19 protein-coding genes are annotated in these 22,845 nt (G+C 51.3%); 5 read left to right on the forward strand and 14 right to left on the reverse strand.

Features of this window, described 5'->3' with window-relative positions; genetic code table 11:
* Positions 1–63 precede the first annotated feature (63 nt).
* On the forward strand, positions 64–372 hold the full coding sequence (locus OXH16_09930; GenBank protein ID MCY3681707.1) for a hypothetical protein: 309 nt from the start codon (positions 64–66) through the stop codon (positions 370–372).
* 53 nt (positions 373–425) lie between these two features.
* On the opposite strand, the gene OXH16_09935 is transcribed toward OXH16_09930, so the two are convergent.
* Positions 426–1,484 (reverse strand): Gfo/Idh/MocA family oxidoreductase, encoded by a 1,059-nt coding sequence (locus OXH16_09935; GenBank protein ID MCY3681708.1) that lies wholly within the window; start codon positions 1,482–1,484, stop codon positions 426–428.
* Positions 1,485–1,658: 174 nt separating this feature from the next.
* Here OXH16_09935 and OXH16_09940 point away from each other — a divergent pair, with 174 nt between their 5' ends.
* Entirely contained in the window at positions 1,659–2,348 is a 690-nt protein-coding gene (locus OXH16_09940; protein MCY3681709.1) for an SOS response-associated peptidase, read from the forward strand.
* Between the two features lie 24 nt (positions 2,349–2,372).
* Positions 2,373–3,131: an amidohydrolase family protein gene (locus OXH16_09945; GenBank protein ID MCY3681710.1), complete on the forward strand. Its 759-nt coding sequence runs from the start codon at positions 2,373–2,375 to the stop codon at positions 3,129–3,131.
* 57 nt (positions 3,132–3,188) lie between these two features.
* Here the strand turns inward: OXH16_09945 and OXH16_09950 are convergent, their stop codons facing one another.
* The 12 genes from OXH16_09950 to OXH16_10005 all read right to left on the reverse strand — a co-directional run bounded on the left by OXH16_09950 (position 3,189) and on the right by OXH16_10005 (position 18,007).
* Positions 3,189–3,632, reverse strand: coding sequence for a hypothetical protein (locus OXH16_09950; protein ID MCY3681711.1), 444 nt, complete (start codon positions 3,630–3,632; stop codon positions 3,189–3,191).
* 68 nt (positions 3,633–3,700) lie between these two features.
* Positions 3,701–4,711 (reverse strand): GAF domain-containing protein, encoded by a 1,011-nt coding sequence (locus OXH16_09955; protein ID MCY3681712.1) that lies wholly within the window; start codon positions 4,709–4,711, stop codon positions 3,701–3,703.
* A 107-nt stretch (positions 4,712–4,818) separates the two neighbouring features.
* Entirely contained in the window at positions 4,819–5,463 is a 645-nt protein-coding gene (locus OXH16_09960) for a hypothetical protein (protein ID MCY3681713.1), read from the reverse strand.
* A gap of 4 nt (positions 5,464–5,467) precedes the next feature.
* Entirely contained in the window at positions 5,468–9,202 is a 3,735-nt protein-coding gene (locus tag OXH16_09965) for a S8 family serine peptidase (protein ID MCY3681714.1), read from the reverse strand.
* A 14-nt stretch (positions 9,203–9,216) separates the two neighbouring features.
* Positions 9,217–10,416: an MFS transporter gene (locus OXH16_09970; protein MCY3681715.1), complete on the reverse strand. Its 1,200-nt coding sequence runs from the start codon at positions 10,414–10,416 to the stop codon at positions 9,217–9,219.
* A gap of 15 nt (positions 10,417–10,431) precedes the next feature.
* The gene (locus OXH16_09975) at positions 10,432–10,791 is read right to left on the reverse strand and encodes a cobalamin biosynthesis protein CbiX (protein ID MCY3681716.1); all 360 of its coding nucleotides are present in this window, start codon (positions 10,789–10,791) and stop codon (positions 10,432–10,434) included.
* 78 nt (positions 10,792–10,869) lie between these two features.
* Complete coding sequence (locus OXH16_09980) at positions 10,870–12,360, reverse strand: sulfatase-like hydrolase/transferase (GenBank protein ID MCY3681717.1); 1,491 nt, start codon at positions 12,358–12,360, stop codon at positions 10,870–10,872.
* A 28-nt stretch (positions 12,361–12,388) separates the two neighbouring features.
* Positions 12,389–13,348 carry a Gfo/Idh/MocA family oxidoreductase gene (locus OXH16_09985; protein MCY3681718.1) on the reverse strand — a complete coding sequence of 320 codons (960 nt, stop codon included), beginning with the start codon at positions 13,346–13,348 and terminating at the stop codon, positions 12,389–12,391.
* Between the two features lies 1 nt (position 13,349).
* On the reverse strand, positions 13,350–14,414 hold the full coding sequence (locus tag OXH16_09990; GenBank protein ID MCY3681719.1) for a phytanoyl-CoA dioxygenase family protein: 1,065 nt from the start codon (positions 14,412–14,414) through the stop codon (positions 13,350–13,352).
* An 86-nt stretch (positions 14,415–14,500) separates the two neighbouring features.
* On the reverse strand, positions 14,501–15,463 hold the full coding sequence (locus OXH16_09995) for an alpha/beta hydrolase (protein MCY3681720.1): 963 nt from the start codon (positions 15,461–15,463) through the stop codon (positions 14,501–14,503).
* An 11-nt stretch (positions 15,464–15,474) separates the two neighbouring features.
* Positions 15,475–16,935 (reverse strand): sulfatase-like hydrolase/transferase, encoded by a 1,461-nt coding sequence (locus OXH16_10000; protein MCY3681721.1) that lies wholly within the window; start codon positions 16,933–16,935, stop codon positions 15,475–15,477.
* Positions 16,936–17,032: 97 nt separating this feature from the next.
* Positions 17,033–18,007: a Gfo/Idh/MocA family oxidoreductase gene (locus OXH16_10005; GenBank protein MCY3681722.1), complete on the reverse strand. Its 975-nt coding sequence runs from the start codon at positions 18,005–18,007 to the stop codon at positions 17,033–17,035.
* A gap of 93 nt (positions 18,008–18,100) precedes the next feature.
* Between OXH16_10005 and OXH16_10010 the strand changes: the two genes are divergently transcribed.
* Positions 18,101–19,309: a Gfo/Idh/MocA family oxidoreductase gene (locus tag OXH16_10010; protein MCY3681723.1), complete on the forward strand. Its 1,209-nt coding sequence runs from the start codon at positions 18,101–18,103 to the stop codon at positions 19,307–19,309.
* Here the strand turns inward: OXH16_10010 and OXH16_10015 are convergent.
* Positions 19,294–21,144 carry a prolyl oligopeptidase family serine peptidase gene (locus tag OXH16_10015; GenBank protein MCY3681724.1) on the reverse strand — a complete coding sequence of 617 codons (1,851 nt, stop codon included), beginning with the start codon at positions 21,142–21,144 and terminating at the stop codon, positions 19,294–19,296. The genes OXH16_10010 and OXH16_10015 overlap by 16 nt on opposite strands.
* 799 nt (positions 21,145–21,943) lie before the next feature.
* Between OXH16_10015 and OXH16_10020 the strand changes: the two genes are divergently transcribed.
* Positions 21,944–22,657 (forward strand): hypothetical protein, encoded by a 714-nt coding sequence (locus tag OXH16_10020; protein ID MCY3681725.1) that lies wholly within the window; start codon positions 21,944–21,946, stop codon positions 22,655–22,657.
* Positions 22,658–22,845: the final 188 nt, after the last annotated feature.

A 22,845-nucleotide genomic window follows, 5' to 3' on the forward strand; every position in this document is an offset into this window, starting at 1 on the left:
CAGGAGATATCCATGGCCAAAATCAACTTTTATACCTGGAACAGATGAAGTTCTTGCCGCAAGGTGAAAGCGTGGCTTTCACGAGAAGGCATTAATGTGGAGGAAAGGGATTTCTTTAAGGATGAGTTCTCTGAGGAAGAGCTTCGAGAATTGCTCGGCGACACTCCACCAACCGACATATTCTCGTGGCGGAGTCCTTCGGCGCGAACATTGAAACTCGACCGGGAAGAAGTGTCAGCGGACGAACTGATTCGCCTCATGGCTGAACAGCCCCGGTTGATACGTCGTCCACTGATACACACCGGTGATAGGCTATTCGCAGGCACGGACAAAGCGGCGATGGCAGAAGCATTCCCCGGCTACAATCCATAAAAAAAAGCCAGACAGAATATCTGGCTTTTTTTATTTCACACTTCACACTTCCCCTACCCCACCTTAACTTCCCGCCCCGTGCGTCCAGATTCAAACACCGCAGTAATAATTTCCACGGCATGACGCGCGCTTTCCAGACCAATCATAGGCTCGCGGTCTTCATTGATCGCCCCAACGAGATCTTCGATAATCAACGTGTGTCCATCGGAACTGACGGCCAGCGGATCTGCTGAAATATTCTTCTGTTTGTCTTCCTGATCGCCGTAAAAACCCAGCATCTCTGCTTCTTCCGATGCCTCATTCTCACCCTGAATTTTCCAGGAAATCAACTTTGAAGCATCTTTCATAATCGACCCATTCTCGCCGTAAATAGTCACCAGTTGCGGAAGCCCTGGATAGCAGCAGGTCGTCGTATAAACCGTGCCAATCGCGCCATTCTTAAATTTGAACAACGCCACAGTCTGATCTTCTGCCTCGATATCGTGTCCAAAAACGCCGAACATACCCATCACAGACTCGACGCCGCCCGCAAGCCACTGAATCAAATCGACGGTATGCACGCCCTGATTCATCAGCGACCCTCCCCCATCGAGATCCCACGTACCCTTCCACGATCCGTGTGCGCCCTGATAATAGCTATCCGCGCGATACCAGGGCAAATGGCCGTGAACGCCGATCAACTTGCCCAGCTTGCCGCTATCAACCGCATCTTTAATCCGCCTGTTTAGAGGTTCCAGACGCGCTTGAAAAATACACCCGACCTTTACGCCAGCATCCTTCACCGCACCAATTAATTGATCAACGCGCTCAGGCGTAATATCCGCGGGCTTCTCAACGATCATGTGCTTGCCCGCATCTGCGGCCTGAATACCCAACTCGGCGTGCTTGCCAGACTCAACGCAAATATTGACGACCTGAACCTCATCATCCTGAAGCATTTCTTCATAACTCGTATAAGCTTTGCATCCGTATTCTTCAGCCGTCGGTCCCAAACGATCCTCATCTAAATCGCACACAGCCACCAACTTTGCGCCATTGGCCCGTGTGACAGACCGACAGTGGTTCGTCCCCATACCCAGTCCAACAACGCCAAAACCCAGCTCTGCTGCCATAACATCCCTCCAATCAAAAATGTAAGATCAATATATCAAAACGCCGCCCAATGTAATGAGACACCCGTCCACGAGCAAGCAAAAATTATTAAGGGAAAGACCTTGACATTTGGCGAGAAGAGACTATACATATTTGAAAAGATAATCTACGAACTATGAACAAGGAATCATATCATGTGCGGTCGATTTGTTTATGCTGCCCAAAGCGATGAAAACCAGCTTGCATTTCCACAGGTTGTTTTCCCCAACGAGATACCCTTGCGATACAATATCGCACCGGGTCAGGACATCACGGCGATTGCCAACACAGCCGAGCCTCGGGCGGACACCTTCAAATGGGGGCTTATTCCATCGTGGGCAAAAGATCACAAAATAGGCAATCGACTCATCAATGCGCGGGGAGAAACCCTTGCGGAAAAACCCTCATTTCGCACGGCCTTCAAAAGACGGAGATGTCTGATTCCCGCAACGGGATTTTACGAATGGCAGCGCAACTCCGACGGCAGAACCAAAACCCCCATGTACATCGCGCTCAAACCCGGCGCACCCTTTGCTTTTGCTGGCCTATGGGAATCGTGGCATTCGCCCGAAGGACAACGCATCCAATCCTGTACGATTATCACAACCGAACCCAACGCCCTGATGGCACCGATTCACAACCGCATGCCCGTTATTCTCCCGGCTGATGCGTATGACCTCTGGCTCGACCCAACAGAACGAACAGACCTCCAGGATCTTCTCGTTCCCTATTCCGCACAAGAGATGATCGCACACCCCGTTTCCACTCTTGTCAATAACCCGAGAAATGATACCCCCGACTGTCTAAAACCCGCGCAACCGCCCGAACAGGGCGCATTATTTTGACCTCATTCCGCCCCGGAGTACACAATGACCATTGTCGATACACACTGCCACATCGGACTTCACAAATACGAACCCATAGGATCTCTGCTTTACCATATGAACACATCTGGTGTTGATCGCGCTGTCTTTATCCAGTACGCGGGAAACTCGGATAACCAGTATATGCTCGACAGCATGGCTGCACATCCGGGTAAATTTCAAGCCGCCATGATCGTTGAACCAACAGACGATGGCACAGCCATGCGACAATGGGCAGAACAGGGTATCGTGGGCATTCGCCTTCCGGCAAATAGCCGCGCCGATTGCGCCGATCCCCTCGCGCAGTGGCGCACGGCAGCCGAACTCGACCTCGTCGTCAGTGCGCCGAGCAGTCCCCAGAGCCTTCTGAGCGATGAATTTGCAGAAGTACTCAGAGAATTTCCAAATCTGTCCATTGTGATCGAACACCTCGCGGGCATCGGCGAGGGCCAACAGCCCCCTTATGATACCTTCAAAAAAATCCTCGAACTCGCCGAACAGCCCAATCTATCAATCAAACTTCCCGGATTCGGCGAAATCTGCCCCGTTCCTTTGCCCTTTGATCCCATCCCCCCACTCGCCGACATGGCCATCGAAGCCTTCGGTCTCCAAAGGGTCATGTGGGGAAGCGACTATCCCCCCGTAAGCAGACGTGAAGGCTATGACAACAGCCTCAAAATCCCGATGGATTATCTGTCTGACCTCAGTGAAGAAGACAGAGAATGGATATTCGGAAAAACCGCCCTGAAAATCTGGCGATTTTAATAAAAAAAGCGTCGGCTACTTGAGCCGACGCTTTTTTAAGTTTTAATTTTTACTACCTCACTCTTCATACTCGGGAAATGCGGGAGCCAGCAAAAACGCGCAATCTTCGTGGCACTTGCCGCAATAGGGTACCATGGCGCGGAACTTCTTATTTGCCTCTTTGACATTTCCCGCCTTGGCAGCCGATGCAATCCCCAAAGCCAGTGTTTGAGATGCCTGGTTGTAAACCGTGTACTTCTCCTCGTGTTCTGGCGGATAGAGATCAATCACCGCTTTCAACGCATCCTGAATCTTCTCGGCATCGTCGGCAACCCCCTCAACCGTCTCGTTTTTCAGCGCGACCATAATCCGGTCTGTACTCAGCTTAATCTCGCGCATCTTCGCACGTCTCACAGGCAGATTATTACCCGCCTGTTCTTGCCCACCACCACAGCCAGCGATACCAGCCATCACAACGCCCAGAATTACCGAACCCAAAGCCATAAACCTCAAATAGCGCATTGATTCCTCCTATATCCTTTCTCGTTTCATATCTCGGACTATGATAATAAACTTTTCCCAACACAAAATCAAGCTTTTCCAGAGGGATTATTTCGTCCCCCCAGTACTTTTCGCAACCCCTCTTGAACCCGGCGATTTTGATTGTGCTGACGGACGCCCGCTTGAATCATAAACCGCGAAAGTCGGTCCTTCTTGGCCCTCATCCAGCGATTCAACGGTGGATAGGCATACATCAGAAAACCAGAAAGACAAATCGTCAATGTAACATAGGCAACAATATCAGTATAAATATAAGCGTTGATAGGACCCACAAAAAGTTCTCCTGTATGCAAGTCCAGCATCATTTTTTCAAGATCGAGAGAAGACCGTACCATCACAAGAGAAGTAATAGACATTATAGCCAACAAAATCATGCCGACCAACCCTGCCCAATAGTGTATCTTGCGATTGTACTTAAACACCGTATTGATAACCGTGCGGTCCTCCACCAGATGCTCAAATCCCGACAATCGTTCCATTTGTGCTTCGAGCAACTCATTTCGGTGAGCCATCTCCTCTCGCCTCAGCATCATATCGACCAACCCACCGATTTGCGCGGCTACCTCGTGCAGAAAATCCTCATCATCCTTTGTAAAATACTCCGGATCGCCTTTCTTGTTCAGAAGCTCCAGCACACCTATCACCTCTCTGCGCCTGTTGTGCAACGGAAAGGCCAACATGGTACGCGTGTCATACCCAAGCACATCGGTAAACAAAGGATCTTTGGAGGTATCTAAAACATTTCGCACATCGCCGCTCTTAAACACATGCCCTGCGATCCCTCTATCGCTCGGGATTCGCACCTGCGTGTCTTTTTCGATACCGGCGCCAACATGCGTATATAGCTCATCCGTCAGGCGGTTGTGAAAAAAAATCGAACACTGTTCCGCCTCCAAATACGTGGAGATTTCATGTGCAATACCACTGATCAACCGCCCCTGGTTTGACGTCGCATTCATCAACCGACTAATTGTCAACAGCGACTCCAAACGCTCCACGCGATCGGTGAGATCTTGAGAAAGTTCGCTATCTTGTGCCATGCCACCAACCTCGAATATAAACTATATCCGATTGATACCAACGTTCAATGTTTCCAATATACAAAACTATTTGGCGAAATACAAACGCCCTTCTCGTCTTTTAACTCTCACCTCACCAATTCCGCTGTACCCCACAAACTCGGGTCATAAGACACGGGCAAAATCTCTTCTGCCGTCCAAACTTGTCGCCCCAGATTTTTATCGCGCAGCAAATAAGTAAAACCGATCCGATTATTCTCATCGGGATCAAACCCGGTCATTGCAGCAGCGGGAATATGGGCTTCCAGACGATACCCCGTTTTGAGCACCTTTGAAGCCACTTTTAGACGCGTGGGATCGCACAATCTCGGATGCGCTCTCGCCCGTCGCAGACGGAACTGTCTTCCCCCGGCTCGTGCCCTGCCCTTCCCTGGCCAAAAACAAAAATGATGACAATAGCGGCTGCCTCGAGGCGCATTACGCACATCGCGCGTGTCAATCCACACCTGAAATCCATCACCGCGCAATGGACGGCGGACATCGGGCGCACGCCCACCACCACCTTTCACATCAACGGCGAAAAACAACCCGGTATCGTGCCAGGCCATATATACATCGGCAAAGGATTTTTTTCCCTCGACCCCGGTCAAATCCGGCACCAGATAAGTTGCCTTCCAGTCATTCAGTACGCCATCTATTACCGGAGCATCTGCGCGAAACACACAGGGAAAAGCCACCTGAAAAAACGCGCGTTTGGGAATACCAATATCCATAACCTTATCCCCCAGCCCCAACCTTTCGACCAAAGAGATTGGCAAAGATGAGAAAGTCGGAGAACGTGACAATGCCATCGCCGTCAAAATCAAATGTGGAATCAGAAGTTTGAAATGCGCGGACAAAAGATAGGAAATCTGCAAAATCGACAACACCACTGCCATCGACATCCGCCCGCGAGAGTAGGTCTGGGTCAACAGTATCTGAAATAGTTATCAGTCCAAGCGGTGTGCCACTCGCATCGGATACATTGAGAATAGTCAGTGTGTACCGAACGGGAAACGGCACGGCAAAAGACAAAACTGCCCGGGTATTTTGCCGATCGAGAATCACAGATGTGGGTTGTCCAACACCGCCGAGCAGATAACTCGACGGCAGGGCCGCATCTGATCCCATCTCTTCCGAAAAAAAAATTTGAATCTGGTTATCCGACAGAGTTTCAACACGCACGACTTCTGGCGCGCGATTCGGCGTGAGAGAGACAATACCCGAACGAAGATCCTGATCAACCACAGCGACAATCTGATAGCGATAGGTCTGGCCTTCCGTCAACAGGGAATCAATATACACCGTACGGTCGCTAATCTCATCGAAATAATCGAGCGCGCCATCGCCGACAGCGCGATAAATCTGATAAGAAGACGCACCGGGCACCTGCATCCAGTCTATTTCAATGCGGGTTGGACCCAGAGGCCGCGCGCGTATAATCTGCGGCGATCCAACCGTAACTGACGGTTCATCGCGTTCAACAATATGGACTGCACCATCCAAATTAAAAAGCACTTCATTGCGAAAATCACTATCCAGATCCGCAATGAGTGCGCGACGCATCAACCCCACCGGCGTATGCCAGATTGGGCGATAGTGGTCGGGTTTCTCGGCGCGAAAAGCGTAGAGATCGGGACGCAGACATACCATCAGATCGGCAAGGCCATCCCCATCGACATCCCCTGCTGAAATTCCATTGCCCGTGGTCGCCACCCCGTGGATCCGCGTCGTCCATTCACGCGCATAAGTATCGGGTGCACGCATGCTGTAAATCTCCAACTCCCAGAAACCATTGGAAGCCTCATACGCATCTGTGTACGCGCGAGCAACGGCAAATTCAACCAATCCATCGCCGTCCAAGTCCATGCCCCCACCAATCCAGCGCGCATCCCCATCGCCCGGCAAGTACCATGTCTGCACATATTCTCCCGATCGATATTCGTACATCCAGAGATCGCCATCGCCATCGCCAGCGAGAATTTCCCGCTGCTCATCTCGATCAAAGTCCGCAACAACAAAGCGCGGACCGGGATCACCATCACCTTCCGAAGGATCCACGAGAAATACCTCCTCGCGGATCACACTACCGAGATTGCGAATCACGCGGATACCGCGCTGATCGCCTGCGCGAGCGATAATATCTGGAATGCTATCGCCATCCACATCGGCAAAATCGCCACCCCATGTACCGCGCTGTTCAAATTCCACCTGCGCGGGATAGGGATTGGAGAAACTATCTGTAAAAAGCACGAGACGCTCATAGGTCACGCCCAATAAATCATCGGTCCCATCATTTGTAATATCGCCAATTGCCCAGGGTAAAAAACGCTCATCGCTTTGAAATTCATCGATAAATGTACCATCCGTCTGGTATTCGTAAATATGCACTGGCCCATAAGAATCGCCCGTAACATAGGGCATAAGCGCGATTTCCAACCTGCCATCGCGGTCGAAATCCGACGCGCGATCCGGCAAAAATCCATCGGGCAATGTGCCCCTTTCCACAAAGCCGTTTTGCGGGACGCGAAAAGGAACATAATCAATTGTCTGCGCCGGATGCACCGCGCGGATATTGTTTTCTCCATCGGCCAAAACGTGAAATGTCACAACACCTGCAGGCAATGTGTGGGGCAGAACAACGCGGTGTTTGTTTTGCACCAGGCCGGTGTAAAGGGTATCAAAATCCGTGCCATAGCGATAGGCAATACCCCCGTGTGCGCGCTGATCGGTTCGCCAGCGGCATTCAAAAACGCGGCGGTCGTCCTCCAATACATCGCCACACACAAGTGCGGTGATAGCGGGTACTGATTTTTCAATGGCAACGCGAACGCGGTCTTCCACAACCGCACCATCCGACAAATCTGCCTCAAGTCGCAAAACCGCGTCAGAATCTGCAAACTCAGAAACATCCCAAATATGGCGTATATCCTGAGAAGCAGTCCCCTCTGCAAGACGTGTCCATGTTTGTGGATTGCGTCCCATACCATAAGACAGGCGATAACCCGTGATCTGCGCGCCGGAAACAGAAGCGCGAATATCAAACGCGGTATCTTCCCCCTCGTCATTGGTGGGAGATTGAATCGCAACCACCAGCGAATCGAAAGCACTCAGGCGGTTTGCCAGTTGCGCGCCACTCACACGTCCTGCGCCGTAGTCATTGTCGTGCCCCGGCGGACCCAGATCAATCGCAGATGCGAGGAGCAAATTGCGCACAGAGTGAGGCGAAAGATCGGGACGGCGAGAGAGAATCAGCGCGGCCAAACCGGATATGTGAGGCGCAGAAAAAGAAGTGCCTGAGCCTGAAGCATAGCGATTATTGAGACGCGTACTGAGGATACTGACACCCGGCGCAACCAGATCGAGCGACGAGCCCGTACTGCTAAAACCCGCCAGACGGTCAGAGTGGTTTACCGCACCTACGGCAATCGTATAGTGATGGCCCGCGGGATACCCCAACTCATCGCCCGAATTGCCCGCAGAGGCGACGAGCACAACGCCCAGGGCATGCGCGTATTGGATTACATCGCCCAGAATAAAAGTGCGCTCGGGGCCTCCTAAACTCATATTGATAACATGCGCGCCATTCTCCGCGGCATATAGAATAGCCGCAGCGATATCATCTTCTTCGAGAAAACCAATGCCGCCAAGCCGTCTCAAACCCGCTCGCAGTGCCATAAGCTGTGCATTAGGCGCAATACCGGCAATACCCCGATTGTTATTCGTCGTGGCTGCAACAATGCCAGCAACGCGCGTACCGTGCGACGATTCATCCTGTGGATCGTTGTCGCGCATGAGGTAATCACCCATTCCCGGCAGACCGGGCGCATGGGTAAAATCCCAGCCCCTTATATCGTCGATATACCCATTCCCATCGTCATCAACGCCAGACACACCCCCTACTTCTGCTACATTGTGCCAGATATTATCGCGCAAGTCTTCGTGGTTATAATCGACGCCGGAATCAATGATCGCGACAACGATCTGTTCCCGAATCGGACCGAGGTTTTGTTGCAACAACTCCCAATCGAGAGTCTGAAGGCCGCGTTGATCGCCGTAGCGAGGGTCATCGGGCACCTGGTGGTGCGTAAACAAATAATTGGGCTGTGCGTACACAACATCGGGACGCAATGCGTAATCAGCTGCGGCTTCGCCTGGATCGCCTGACAGACGCACGCGGTACACACGCGCCAAAGGATGGGGATAAATAACCTTGGTACTTCGCGGTGTAAAAAGCGGTTCAATCTCAGTCACACCATGGCGTTCAGATAGATCGCGGAATTGTGTAAGTAAGGGCTTTGCATTGCGAAACTTGACGAGAATTTGTCCGGGAGAATACGCGGGCTGTGCGTGCGCTATCTGTAAAAAACTACTACTTATAACCACAGCAAGCGCGTAACACCACCTCAGCTCCCAGTTCCCAGTCCCCACCCCCCGTCTTTCTCTGTGTCTTCGTGTCTTCGTGTGAACCATCCCATTCCTGTCTTTTAATTTTTTCTACTTCTAACCTCACCATACTCAGAAGGCAGCAGTGCAACCAGAAGTGTTGCCGGGATAAGCACCATGGAGACAACCACAAGCGCAGTAGCAGTAGAGGTCCACTCCGCAAGACTGCCCACGCCGATCATGGCAAGGCCCGCCATGCTCCAGGAAAAACCCATCACCAATCCGGTCGCCGTACTCGTATTGTGCGGCAAGGCGCGTTGCGCCAGGGAGATATTCGTCGTAATGCCAAGATCGAATAAATACCCCGCCACAAAAAACGAAATGAGCGACACATATCCGTCTGTCAGACAAAAACCAGCGTGAAAAATTGCGGATGAGGCACACGAAAAAGCCAGGAGTTTGCGCTGAGACATGCGATCTGCCAGATAACCGCCTGTGATGCGCCCCAGTGTGCTGGAAAGCAAATAACAGGAAAAAACCCAACCGATATCGCTGGTAGCCCAACCGCGAGACGCCCCCAGAATAGCTGTAAAACTGACAAATCCCGTGTGAACAATAGAGCGCAACACACTGATGGAAAAAAGCGTCCACAGAGAGCGGGCTTTTTTTAAAATGGAGAAATCAATTTTACCCGCAGTTACGCGGCGTTCACGTACGGGAACTTTTCGAGACTGCCACAGGATAAATGGCGCGAGGATCAAGACGGGGATGACAATAAGCCACAGATATTGGATGCCGTATCGCTCGACAATTTGCGTTCCGGTAATTGAAGCGAGCGCCATCCCCGTTGTGCCCCCCGTCAGAAAAATAGCCATAGACAGATTGGCTCGATGTGGCGTTAAAGCCGTAACCAATCCCCCGGCGGTGGGATGAAAAAGAGAGGATCCAAAAGACGCGAAAATTAAAAAAATAGCGAGTGTATAAGCAGTGGGCGCAAAGCCTATACAGGAGACAAAAATTCCCGTGATAAAAAGCCCCAATGCAACGAGGGCCATGCGATCGCGTCCATCGCTAAAATAGCCCATAAAGGGCTGCGTGATAGAACCGCAAAAGACAATCACCGTGGGCAAATAAGCAAACTGCGCCACCGTGAGATTGTAATGACTCTGAAAAAAAGCCCACAATGGCGGCGTGAGGACCATATAAAAATCCAACGCCATGTGTGCAGCAGTAATATAAAAAACAGGGCGAAAAGACCGTCTTGAAGCAGAGCGAAAGGATGTCGCGGTTTCTGTGGACATGGAATCGTCTTCCCCTCACAACCCGGCGCGTTGGAGAATAACCTCGCAGAGTTTTTCGTGCAAGCCAAGAGGTTCGGTAACGCGGATACGCACATCTGGATACGCAGCCCCCGATTCAGTTGCCATACGCGGAATATCCTCCGTGGCGTGACGTCCGGGAGACAACATGTAGGGATGAACTATAATCTCACTCGCCCCCTCGCGCACACAGGCCTCAATGCCCTGTCTGATAGTGGGTTCAGCCAGTTCCATGTGTGCGACGTGAACAATGATCTCGGGACGTTCTCGCCGCAGAATATCGGCAACGCCGTAAAGCATCTGATTGGCTTCTTCGCGCCTGGAACCGTGATCGACAATGAGAAGTGCAGTAGGCATATTTGTAAATGCGAATCTACAATAGAGTTTTTAACGCCTCTGGGCAGCAGGGTGGGGTTCGTTGATTCGTCTATTCGTCTATTCGTCCAGCCATGCTTCAATTCGCTGTTCATCCTCGTCTGTCCACGGCGCAATATCCTCAATACAAATGCGATCATGACCGCTATAGACGAGCGCCATTGTATCCTCGTAAATACCTTCTTTTTGCGCCTGCTCGCGCCATGCGACAAAACTTTCACGATCGTATTCTTTTGCTCGCGCATCAATGCCTTCGCAATCGAAATTACTGGTCAGCACCCGATCCAATTCGCGGGCGGTCTCCGGTTTGTCCTGAACGAGATCCGTCGTTTCATCTGGGTCGTCCTTGAGATCGAAAAGTTCGGATTCAAAACCCGTGTGCTTGACGTATTTCCAATCGCCCTGGCGCAACATAAACGTGCCAGTGGCACAGCGGTCGCCGTGGTATTCGCACATCGCCCAATCGCGTTCGCGCTCTGCCCCCTCAACGAGTTGCGGAAATAGGGATTCGCCGTCCAGCGTATCGGGATATGCTGCATTATCCGCATAATCGTCATAGCAAATACGCGCCATATCCATAAACGCGGGATATAGATCAACGAGAGAAACGGGCGTATCGACGACAACGCCTTTTTGCACATCGGGACCGCGAATAATGAGAGGAACATGGGATGATGCCTCGTACATCGAGCGCTTGAGAATCTGGTTTTGATCGCCAGCCATTTCGCCGTGATCGCTCGAAAAAATGACATACGTATTATCGCGCAACCCCAGATCATCGACGGTCTGAAGCACCCGGCCGACCATCTCGTCGAGCGCGGCGATCATCGCAAAGTACGTATGCCGAATCTCTCGAACGATATTCTCGGAGAACTGTTTATCGCAATTTTTGGTCACGCGCTGATACGCAATCGCCTGATTGTGCGTGGCTTCAAGCGGCATCAAAGTCGGCGGAATATCGACATTATCCGCATCGATCAACGGCATGTGGCGTTTCTCCGCAGTAAATGCGGGATGCACCAGGCCCGTAGTGAGATAAAGCCAGAAGGGCCGGTCGCTCCTGGCATATTGATGCAACTGATCAACAGCCTGATACGTCCGGTCCCAATCTCGCCCATTCGCCTTGCCATCATCTACGACTTGCGGCAAGGTCGTGCGACATATAGGCCGGCGAATATTGGCTGCGCGCGTCCACGAGCCAATGCGATCGCGAATAGAGTGTTTGCCATAGGCGTAGTCGATAGGACCGATGGCAGAGGTCTGATAACCCGCGCTCTCAAATGTATTTTGATACGTGGGCACATTCTCGTGCAGCCCTTCGTGATTATTCCAGCAATCGTAATAATTGGGATATTTTCCACTCCACATGCTCGCTCGCGACGGATTGCACACCGGGCAATTGGTGTACGCATTGGTAAACAGCACCCCATCACTGGCGAGGCGATCCATATTGGGCGTGGCATTTTGCATAGCCGGATGGCCCATACAGCCCATCTTTCGCCCATCCATGCTCTCGGCGTGAATAAAAACGATATTCGGTTGAGAAGGCATTTTTGTTTCCTATTTTAGGTGTCATCAATTAAACATCCACCACACGCCCTGTTTGTGCGGCTTGATGCATAGCAAAAACAACGCGCAGCGCCTGGAGACCGTCTTCACTGTGCGGATCGGCATAAGGGGCATCGGGATCAGGCCAATTGCCTTTAATCGCCTCGACAAAGTGATCGCTCGAATTGCCGTACTCAGGCAAATTCTCCACACGCGCCCAACCATCCCTGTGCGTAATCGTGTAGAGGCGTTCGCGTTCCAGGCGATAACTCTGCTTGTCAGTATATACGTTGACCTCATCCTGATTTTCGTCGCAGGTCTTGATACAGAGCAAACTGGCGCACAATCCCCCTTCAAATTCGAGACGCATATCCACCAGCGTTTCCTCAATGTGCCCGGTCTCGTATTGAATAGTGCCCTCCACTCTGACCACGCGCTTGCCCGTGATCCACGGCAAAACATCTGTAATGTGAATCGTGCGCCGATGCAACATGCCCCCATCTTCTATACCGCGCTTGACGGGACTTTTCCTCTGGACAGCCGTGAGCATTTGTGGCGTGCTCGCACCAGACGCAATTTGTCTGCGCACGTACTCCGTACTGGACATAAAATGGCGCGTGAACGCCGTCATCAAAATGCAATTTTGCGACTTGCTCAACCCGACGAGTTCCTCGGCATCTTCCAATGCCACCGTAATCGGTTTATCGACAATCGCCGGAATACCGCGCTCAAGCGCCAACTTGCAGGACGCGAAATGCGCCCGATTAGGCGTACTGACAAACACGCCATCAACCAAATCGGAATCGATCATATCGCGGTAATCGGTAAATACCCGACTATCCCGCAACCCCCTATTGCGCCCGTCCAAACACGCCTGGGATATATCGCAAACCGCCGTGACCTCCACATCCGACCTCTTGAGCAAATTCGGGACATGATATCCGGAGCAAAAAGGGCCAAGACCGATAATACCGATTTTTACCTTATCCATATCAATCCTTCCCCAGGCGCAACCAACCATCCACATCGGGGGCGAGTTCGCGCCAGTGGCTGGTAATCGCCTGTGCTTCTTCAAGGCCCATTTTGCTCCTGTCCTCATAAGATGCGGGCACGCCCTTTTCAGTGAGATAATCCAGACAGCGAACCCACATCGCGCTCCATACGTAGGCATTGTGCAGTTCTGTTTCTGGCGCCGAGCGGCTGCGCGCAACAAAACCCGGTATAAAGGGACGACCAGGGGGCTGTCCAATAGGAAGATAACGGAAATTATAAGCCCAGCGATAATCTTCACGGCTCGTGTTGGGCGTAGAACTGTGCATCACTTTATTATCTAAAAAAACAATATCCCCAGGCTCAACGGGCAGCGCAACCCCCTGCGTGTCGAGATCTTCTGGAAAGGGATGGTATTTAACGCCTTCTTTGTGACTGCCGGGAATGACCACCAAACAGCCATTTTCTTCGATCGCATGGGTAATCGGAATCCACGCATTGATAATCTCGCTCTCATGAGAATCTCTCAGGCCCGAACCTGCGTCCATGTGCCATCCTGTTTTGCCCACCTGAAATGTATAAAATCCCTCCTTTGAGAGATCTGCCCCCACGGACTCGGCCACCTGATCTGCCAGCTTGAGATGATCGGGCGCCAGTTTGAGATTAAAATGGTAAATCGGCGACGCAGCTATCTCCGGCCCGATAAGAACCTCCAAAACATCTAAGACTTTTGGATGGCGCATAAGAGCAAACATTTCGGGAATCCGCGCATCGGGCAGGTCTTTGCGCCACTGAAAAGTCGAAACAAAGATATTCAGCACGGGATCGAGATGGTGCAAAATCGTTCCCCGACTCGCACCGAGCGACATCGCAAACCGCTCGGGAAAAGACATCTCTTCAAATCTATCCAGTGCTCCAGAATTAGCCTCAACCAGATAAATTCGCGCCAGCGCATCAAGGAGCGCAGAATAGGCTTTTTGCAAGGGATAAATATCCTGCTCAGGATTGAGCACATCTTTGACAACGACATATCCCTCTTCTACGTATTGTTCTTTTAATGACGACATATAGGGTCTCCTGTTGTTGATCATCAGTGATCAGTAATCTCTTGTCAACCTCCCCCATCTCGAACGCCTGCTTAAAGCCGCAATCCCTACGGGTGCTCACAGTTATCAAAAGCCCAGCGCAATGCCTCTATGGATTCATTGGTCGCCGCGTCAATTTCATTAACGGGATTTTCGGTTGGCAGCATATAAAACGCATGCGTCATACCAATATAACGCCGTGTAACAGTGTCAACACCTGCGGCTTTTAAGGCATGACCATAATCCTCAGCCTCGTCTCGGAGGGGATCAAATTCCGCGGTCATAACCAGCGCGGGCGGCAGGCCAGATAGATCAGAAGCGTGAATAGGCGCGACATCGGGATGTTTGCGGTCTGCGATATTGGGAACATAACAATCCCAGAACCACTTCATCGCACTCGCCGAGAGCAAATACCCCTCGGCATTATCAGAATAAGAGGTACGATCAAAATTTGCCTCAATAACGGGATAAACGAGTAATTGAAAAACGAGATTTAACTCCGCATCTCGGGCGCGAAGGGCGACACAGGCTGCCAAATTGCCCCCGGCACTATCGCCAGCCACGGCAATGCGAGAAGGATCAATCCCCAACTCATCCGCTGAAGACGCCGCCCATAGCGTGGCGGCAAAACAATCGTCAATCGCACCGGGAAAAGGCGTTTCTGGCGCGCGGCGATAATCGACCGAAACGACAACGCACCCCACATCGTGTGCGAGCTTTCTGCATTTAAACTCCCCAGTATCCAGATCGCCCAGCACCCACCCCCCGCCGTGAAACCACATGAGAAGCGGCAACCCTCGGTCGTCATTGGGACGATAAATGCGAATGGGAATCTCCCCCGTTTCACTCGAGATCGCGCTGTCTTCCACATAATAAACAGGCGGCAACATATCATCTGGCATTTTGCGCGAATCGTTAAAAGCCCTTGCAGCAGCCACCCCTCCGCTGTGCAAATCTGTCAGACCATCATCGTGCATCGCGTTTTCAAATGTCTGCACAAATTTCTGTACTTCCGGATGCGGTTGGCTCATAGTTATATCCCTCACTCCGGCATAGGAACGGGTCTCGCATCCTCTGTGCGAATACTCCAATCCGCCAATTTTAATTGCAAATCTGCGATAACATCGCGGTGATCGGCATTATCCACCACATTGTACAATTCCCACGGATCGTTCATAAGATCGTACAACTCATCCCGATCTCCCATAGGATCATGCACGTACTTCCATTCGGCTGTACGCACCATCTTGCGGCGGCCCTCGGCCTCGCGCCATTGCAAAGACTGTCCAATCGCCCGACGCCCCCAGGGCTTCTCAAACTGTTCCAAATCCGCCATTGTAAATGCCGGTCCGCCTGCGCCGTATTCTGAAAACGCCGCATCTCTCGGTGCAGCATCCGTAACCGTGGGCAAACCCTCCCCATGCATAGAACGCGGCACATCGTGCCCCTGCAATTGCAAAACCGTCGGCACAATATCGATCAAATTGACACAGCTCTCATCCACCACACCTTGCGGAATCTGCTCCGGCCACGACACAATAAGCGGCACGCGCGTCAGACAATCGTAAAACGCGCCCCCCTTGGCGATCTGCGCGTGTTCACCCGAAAAATCGCCGTGATCTGCACAGAAAACCACAACCGTATTCTCGCGCAAATTGAGCCGATCCAGCGCGTCTAAAATCTGCCCTACGCCATCGTCTAAAAAACGCACCATCCCGTGATACACCCCCACGCATCCCTTTACGTCTTCAATCGGATCATCTTCCACCCCAATCATCGCATGCAATACCCGGTTGCGTTCGGGCGCTGTACCATCGCTATACTCATCTACTCGCCAAGGCGGCATCACCACATCATCGGGTGCAATCGCATACCGCTCGGGACATTCATACGGCGTATGAGGATCGGGAATGGAAACCCACAGCGCGAATGGATCATTGCCAAATTGCTCCAAAAACCGCACGGTCTGTCCCGCCACCAACCCGGTCGAATAATCCTCCAGCGGAAAATCGCTAACCCCATAGGAAAACTGCGGACTAATATCCGGCAAATTCCTTCTCACCGCATGTGCTGCATTGATCGACTCAATCGACCGAAACCAATCCATCCCCCTTGTCGCGGCACCTCTGGGCAATCCTCCATGTCCGATCTCACACCACACATCGAATAAATCGAGATCGCTTTGTTCCTCAAAACAATGATTTTTCCCAATCAACCCACACCGATACCCCGCGGCTTTCCACAGCTTAAACGCATGCGTCGCATCCCCAGGCATCAGCGTCTGATTTCGCCGCCCACCGTGCGAATGTGGAAACTGAGAAGTCCAAAACGAAATGCGACACGGCACACACAGCGGATGCGGCGTAACCGCGTGTTTGAACAACACCCCCTCATTCGCCATCCGCTCCAACGACGGCGTGTGACAAAAGGCACTGCCGTACAAATGGCTCGCCGTTGCCTTCATCTGATCGCTCATAATGATAATCACATTGGGTTGGTTCATGCATATTCTCCATTAAAAAACGAATCTACGAATCTACGAATCTACGAATCGGGATTTGCACTGACTTTGGGTGGTGGGGCGGGGTTCGTCTATTCGTCTATTCGTCCACCATCACCGATTCACCACACTCAGCACTGAGCTTTGCCGCCTCAATCACAGCCATCGTATGCCGCACAGACCTGCCATTGGCATCGGGCACTTTTCCATTGAGGCAACAATCTGTAAATTCGGCAATCTGATTGGGCATCCCCACCTTCGTGGTCTCATCTATGGGCACCTCTTCGCCATTGACCGTCAATTTCTGATTGGTCATCCAGATAGAACCCTCACTCCCCATAATATACGTATCATGTGCGCCAGTATGCGTCACCACAGTTTGCGTCAGCACACTCACTGTACCATCTTTGTGATTCATAATCGTCGAATAAGAATCCTTTTGCCCTGCGTATCGCTCTGCGCTCTCACTCCCCTGCGAATAGACCTTAACCACGGGAGAATCGATGTACCAGGGTAAAATATCGTACTCATGAGGGCCAAAACAATACAAAACGCAAACACCGCCCAAATCCAGATCGAGATACCAGGACCGGTCCGGGGGATCAAAATTGCCATATCGCCTGCGGATCATGTGCCCGACCTCGCCAATCGCACCCTCCTGAATCAGCGCCTTCACCTTCAAATTCACGGGAAAGTGTCTCATCACCTGCCCCACCATCAGCACCACACCGGCATCTTCACACGCAGCAATCATACGGTCGCATTCGGCCACAGATAGTGCCATCGGCTTTTCAACCAGCACGTGTTTTCCAGCGCGCGCCGCAGCAACCACCTGCTCTGCGTGTACTTTGTGGATCGAGCACACATGCACGGCCTCAACTTCGGGATCATTCAACAAATCGTCCAACACCCCATAAGCGCGGGCGTTGTGCTCACCCGCAAGCGCCTCTGCCCGACTGCGGTCAATATCCATAACCGCCGCCAGACGGTTATTCTCATTCGCCGCAATACCGCGCGCATGTCCCCCTGCATTCGAACCTGCACCAATCAGTCCAACAGATAAAATGTCTCCCATCTCGTCCTCCTGCGATTTGTACCACTAATTTCAGTTGCTCGTGCAATAGCTTTTGTGTTTTTTAATCTTCAACTATTCCAGAAGGAGCAATTTATGAATCCTGTAAAATTTGGCATTGTTGGCATTGGCGGCTTTGGTCAAACACACGTACGCTCCGTCGAAGCACTCGAACGAAAAGGACGCGCGCGCCTCGATGCCGCCGTTGTCATTGATCCGGAAAATCATCCCGAAAAACTCGCCGAATTTAAAACCCGCAAGGTTCGCGTTTACGACACATTTGACGACCTTCTCAGCGCAGGAGACATAGACTATGTCACCCTGCCCATTGGTATTCACTATCACGTTCCCTATTCCGTCGCAGCGCTCGAAGCGGGATTTAATGTCATCTGTGAAAAACCACTATCAGCCACGGTACAGGACGCCAACCATTTGATAAATATAAAAAACAAAACAGGCAAAATCGCGCTTATCGGATATCAATCGATCTACGCCCCCAGCATCCAGACCATTAAAGCCCGCTTATTGGATGGTCGGCTGGGCAGATTGCACGCCATACGCATCAAAGGCGGATGGCCGCGCAACAACCTGTATTACAGCCGCAATACCTGGGCCGGGCGGCTCACACTCGACGACGGCACATGGGTTCTCGACAGCCCGATCAACAACGCCATGGCGCACGACCTCAACAATGCGATGTACCTGTGCGGCGCAACCCATCACGAATCGGCCATGCCCGAGACCGTACAGGCCGAACTCTACCGCGCCCGCGATATCCAAACACTCGACACAGCCGTACTCCGCATTGTCGCAAATGGCGTTGACGTCCTCATGGGCCTTTCCCATTCCACACGCGAAAATTTCAATCCCCTCATGCAACTTCAGTGCCAACACGGAACACTCGACTGGAGTCGCCCAGGTTCAATCATTCGCTACAATGACGGCAGCACAGAAATCTTTGAAGAACACGACTTGCGCGACCGCTATGGCCCTTTTCGCAACGCCATCGACGTATTGCAAAACAACGCTACGCCCCTGTGCCCGCCAGAAGTCGCACGCGCACAAACCCTGTGCGTCAATGGCGCACACGAAAGCTGTCCCAATATTGCCACAGTTGATCACCGTGAAATCGAAGTCGTCAAACGCGATGGCGCGACCTTCCACATCATCAAGGATCTGGACGACCTGTTAGACCTCAGCTTCCGCACGGGCAAACTCTTCTCAGAACTCGGCGCCAGTTGGGCAATCTCAACCCAGCCGTATGACATGACGAACTACAATCATTATCCTCACGGCGACAAATAATTCAAAAACCATGCCAGCGTTCGCCGCGCACTATCGCGGCGATTTTTCTCTTTCCGGAATCCATGACCCTCACCCGGATACACCACCAGACCCACCGGCACCCCCAATGCTTCCAGTGCGCGACAGGTAACTTTGGATTCCGACAGCGGACAGATCGGATCCTGGTCGCCGTGCAACAACAGAAGCGGCGTGCGAATTGCGCCCAAATTGGGAAACACATCGCCCCCACGCGTACGCTCTGTAATCGGCCAGGATAGCGGTTCCAAATACTCTGTCTCATAAGTAAAATCACCAGTCTCCAAAGTCATCCGCCTGTTGTCGATAAAACCGAAAAGCGCGACGCCTGCCTGAAAGCGATCCGTCACAGCGAGTGCCCGTAGCGTCATATATCCCCCGTAAGACGCACCGAAAATACCCACCCGATTTTTTAATGCAAGCCCCTCTTCAATCAAAAAATCAACCCCCGAAATAATATCCTCGAGATCAGCCCGCCCCTGGCAACCGATATTGCTCCGTGCGAAATCGTCCCCAAATCCCAGAGATCCCCGAAATGCCGGACGGAAAATCCGGTAGCCTGCCCGCAGCAAATGGCGATATCGAACTACCTCACTGCGCACATTCTCTACCGGCGCAGCAGGTCCCCCGTGTGCAGAAACCAGTAATGGTGCAGAGCCTCTGAGGCCATCCGCTTCGTAGAGCACCCCTTCTATCTCCATGCCATCGGGGGCTTCCCACTCCATTTCTAAAACGCGTAAATCCTCGTAATTCTCCGGCTGGGGCAAGGGCACCCGGCGCGTTCCCGTCCAAATTGCGGGGAATCGCTCCGCATCTTCGGTTTCAAAAATAGCCAGACCATCGGGCATCCACACAATATCTGATACCGCGTCCAGATCGCCAAATGTTCCCTCTGGCGTCCCATCCAGAGCCAGCACTTCCGTCTGCATTTCCAACCCCTCTACAAACGAAATCCAGGCGGTTTTTTCGCGGTGCCCCCAGCCAAAGCGCGCAATACAGCGCCCGCCCTCTGTGAGATTCACCCGTTCGCTGCCATCCCATGACAACCACCACAAATCCGTATGTGTCGTAATGGGATACTCCGCCTCGTGATTGGCTTCGTAAAGCAGCGCAGAACCATCCGACGCCATCACCACGCGACCGACTTTGCCCGCCCCCTCGGTCAACTTTCGCACTTCATTTGTATTCAAATCAAAGCCGTAAAACTCTCCCCGCTGCGCTTCTTCGGGAATCACATTGAGAGATTCTCGCCATGCAATTCGACGGCCATACCGACACATACTCAGATTCCCGCATCCTTCTGGCACATCGGCAAGATCGTGCCAGCCCTCAATTGAAGCATATCGACACAGCGTGACCTTTTCTCTCGGCGAGGGATAAAAATAAGGTGCTTTGGGATCCACAGACTCGCGGCGATCCACAAGCGCACCTACGACCAGGCCCCGTATTCCCCATTTGACATCATAAGAGATCGTCCCTCTGGGAATCGTGAGCAACCGCCCTTTTGTACCATCCAGATCGACCCGCCATAGTGCGCCTTCCGATTCGACCAGCGCACAATTTTCATCGGCCGGCCAAATGCTCGTCACAGAATCAAATACAGGTTCAAGCACGGCTCTCTCTGCGGTCAACTTGAACAAGGAGCCACTCAATATCACAAATAACACATCAGGACCAACGCGCACCATGCCCTGCACGCGCTTGAGATCCAGATTCGTATCTGTCAGACGATCTAAATGCGACGGCAATTTGACATCATCCAGCAACACATCCATAGCAATCCTTCCGGCCAGAATTCCCTGCACAATGCAATGAGACAAACAAATCGCCCCACAAGATAGTGTTAGACCTCGAGATAAGCAACAGCACAATACAGAAAAAAGCGACAGTCGAAGATATTTTAATAAGTCTAACTCGAGTTGTGTGGTATAAAGCAGAAAGACTATAAGCCAAAAACACGACAGTGACCATATATCGTTTTTTTTTACTATATATCGTGAAAAAGATCTAAGATGCAGGTTGGATTTTTTTAAAATAAAAAAATTATATCTTTATTAAAAATAATCTTTTATGAATAAAATTATTTATAGAAATTCAAATTGGCATAGTTTTTGCATGCTAAAGAGTAGTGTTAATGATATACCAGCTATCCATCAGCACAATCGTTTCTTGAGAGGATGATTGCTTGCTTCCCATATTAAAAGAATGTCATGGAAATTTTGCAATCTTTGACCTCACAACTTGAGTGATGCCTACCAGGCGCAAAGCAGAAGGTAGAGACGTGACGTCGTGCAATTATCATCCACAAAGGCCGACATGAATACGTGGTCACCGGAACCTATTGTGATTTATGTCAGGATGAAGTTACGGTGAGAGCATGTTCGGCCAAGCTTTTCAACAAGGAGGGAAAATAACAAGTAAGACCACGTATAAAAGCCACATCTGACGTAATATATATCTGTCTTGAGTTGACTATCAAACGCAAGGCAGAAGAGGTAGGTAGTTATCATCCACAAAGGCCGACATGAATACGTAGTCACCGGAATACATTGTGATCTTTGTCATGATGAAATTGCGGTGAGATTATGTGCGGTCAACCTTTCAACAAGGAGAAAAGTAATGCGTAAAACCACATATATCTGGTGCGCAGTTGTACTGTCGTTATTCGTCGGATCTTTCGCTGTCACGAGCATGGCGGGGAATCATGAGCAGACCAACGTCAAAGAGAAGGCCACCGAAGATCAAGAGAAGGCCACTGATCAAAACATGGCTTATCTGAGAGTCTCTGGTGAGTTGGCGCAGCTTGCGCAGGACAGTAAGGACGCCATCTTAATGCTGGCTGCTGCTCGTCTCGAAGCCATGGCAGCAACCGAGGAAGTATCAAGAGATAAGACCTCCAAAAGTGATACCGCCAAAGCCGATGCAGAATCAAAGCCAGAGAGAGGAGACCTGTACGCATTGGCGGAACAGTATGCAGGAACTAATGAGGCACTACACGCCCTCATTGAAGACAGCAAAGCATCCGGGGCTACAAAAACAAAAGGAAGAGACAGAGGTCCTGGGTCCACCACGACCTTAGTATTCGCACATGACACAGACGTCTTTCATGTTAGATTTAACGCGTGGGAATGGGCAGAAGTGACTGTGAGAGGTGATGGAGACACGGACTTAGACCTGCACGTCTATGACGAAAATGGCAATTTGGTTGACAGCGACATCGGTGGAACTGACGTAGCCTATTGTAGCTGGATACCTATTCGGACTGCTACATTTCGTATCGAAGTTAAGAATTGGGGTAGCGTGTACAACAGATACAGGATAACAACGAACTAATCGTAGAAAATAATTATCCTAAATGCCAAAGGCTACATAAACCCAGAGTTCCGGTAGCCTTTGGTATTTTTTCTGGCTATGTCAATGCCCATTGATAGCATTCGCCATACCGATTGCGCCTGATAAACCAAGTTTATGAATTAATCAGGCTATCCAATGGAACACAATCGCATCACCTTTTTTGTGGA

The sequence above is a fragment of the Gemmatimonadota bacterium genome (genome assembly GCA_026705765.1).
GTDB lineage: Bacteria > Latescibacterota > UBA2968 > UBA2968 > UBA2968 > VXRD01.

Bases quoted from the DNA above. Each gene is read 5' to 3' on its own strand.
- OXH16_09935 (MCY3681708.1), bottom strand. From the start codon at position 1,484: ATGGCAGCAGAGCTGGGTTTTGGCGTTGTTGGACTGGGTATGGGGACG.
- OXH16_09940 (MCY3681709.1), top strand. From the start codon at position 1,659: ATGTGCGGTCGATTTGTTTATGCTGCCCAAAGCGATGAAAACCAGCTT.
- OXH16_09945 (MCY3681710.1), top strand. From the start codon at position 2,373: ATGACCATTGTCGATACACACTGCCACATCGGACTTCACAAATACGAA.
- OXH16_09950 (MCY3681711.1), bottom strand. From the start codon at position 3,632: ATGCGCTATTTGAGGTTTATGGCTTTGGGTTCGGTAATTCTGGGCGTT.
- OXH16_09955 (MCY3681712.1), bottom strand. From the start codon at position 4,711: ATGGCACAAGATAGCGAACTTTCTCAAGATCTCACCGATCGCGTGGAG.
- OXH16_09960 (MCY3681713.1), bottom strand. From the start codon at position 5,463: ATGGATATTGGTATTCCCAAACGCGCGTTTTTTCAGGTGGCTTTTCCC.
- OXH16_09965 (MCY3681714.1), bottom strand. From the start codon at position 9,202: ATGGTTCACACGAAGACACGAAGACACAGAGAAAGACGGGGGGTGGGG.
- OXH16_09970 (MCY3681715.1), bottom strand. From the start codon at position 10,416: ATGTCCACAGAAACCGCGACATCCTTTCGCTCTGCTTCAAGACGGTCT.
- OXH16_09975 (MCY3681716.1), bottom strand. From the start codon at position 10,791: ATGCCTACTGCACTTCTCATTGTCGATCACGGTTCCAGGCGCGAAGAA.
- OXH16_09980 (MCY3681717.1), bottom strand. From the start codon at position 12,360: ATGCCTTCTCAACCGAATATCGTTTTTATTCACGCCGAGAGCATGGAT.
- OXH16_09985 (MCY3681718.1), bottom strand. From the start codon at position 13,348: ATGGATAAGGTAAAAATCGGTATTATCGGTCTTGGCCCTTTTTGCTCC.
- OXH16_09990 (MCY3681719.1), bottom strand. From the start codon at position 14,414: ATGTCGTCATTAAAAGAACAATACGTAGAAGAGGGATATGTCGTTGTC.
- OXH16_09995 (MCY3681720.1), bottom strand. From the start codon at position 15,463: ATGAGCCAACCGCATCCGGAAGTACAGAAATTTGTGCAGACATTTGAA.
- OXH16_10000 (MCY3681721.1), bottom strand. From the start codon at position 16,935: ATGAACCAACCCAATGTGATTATCATTATGAGCGATCAGATGAAGGCA.
- OXH16_10005 (MCY3681722.1), bottom strand. From the start codon at position 18,007: ATGGGAGACATTTTATCTGTTGGACTGATTGGTGCAGGTTCGAATGCA.
- OXH16_10010 (MCY3681723.1), top strand. From the start codon at position 18,101: ATGAATCCTGTAAAATTTGGCATTGTTGGCATTGGCGGCTTTGGTCAA.
- OXH16_10020 (MCY3681725.1), top strand. From the start codon at position 21,944: ATGCGTAAAACCACATATATCTGGTGCGCAGTTGTACTGTCGTTATTC.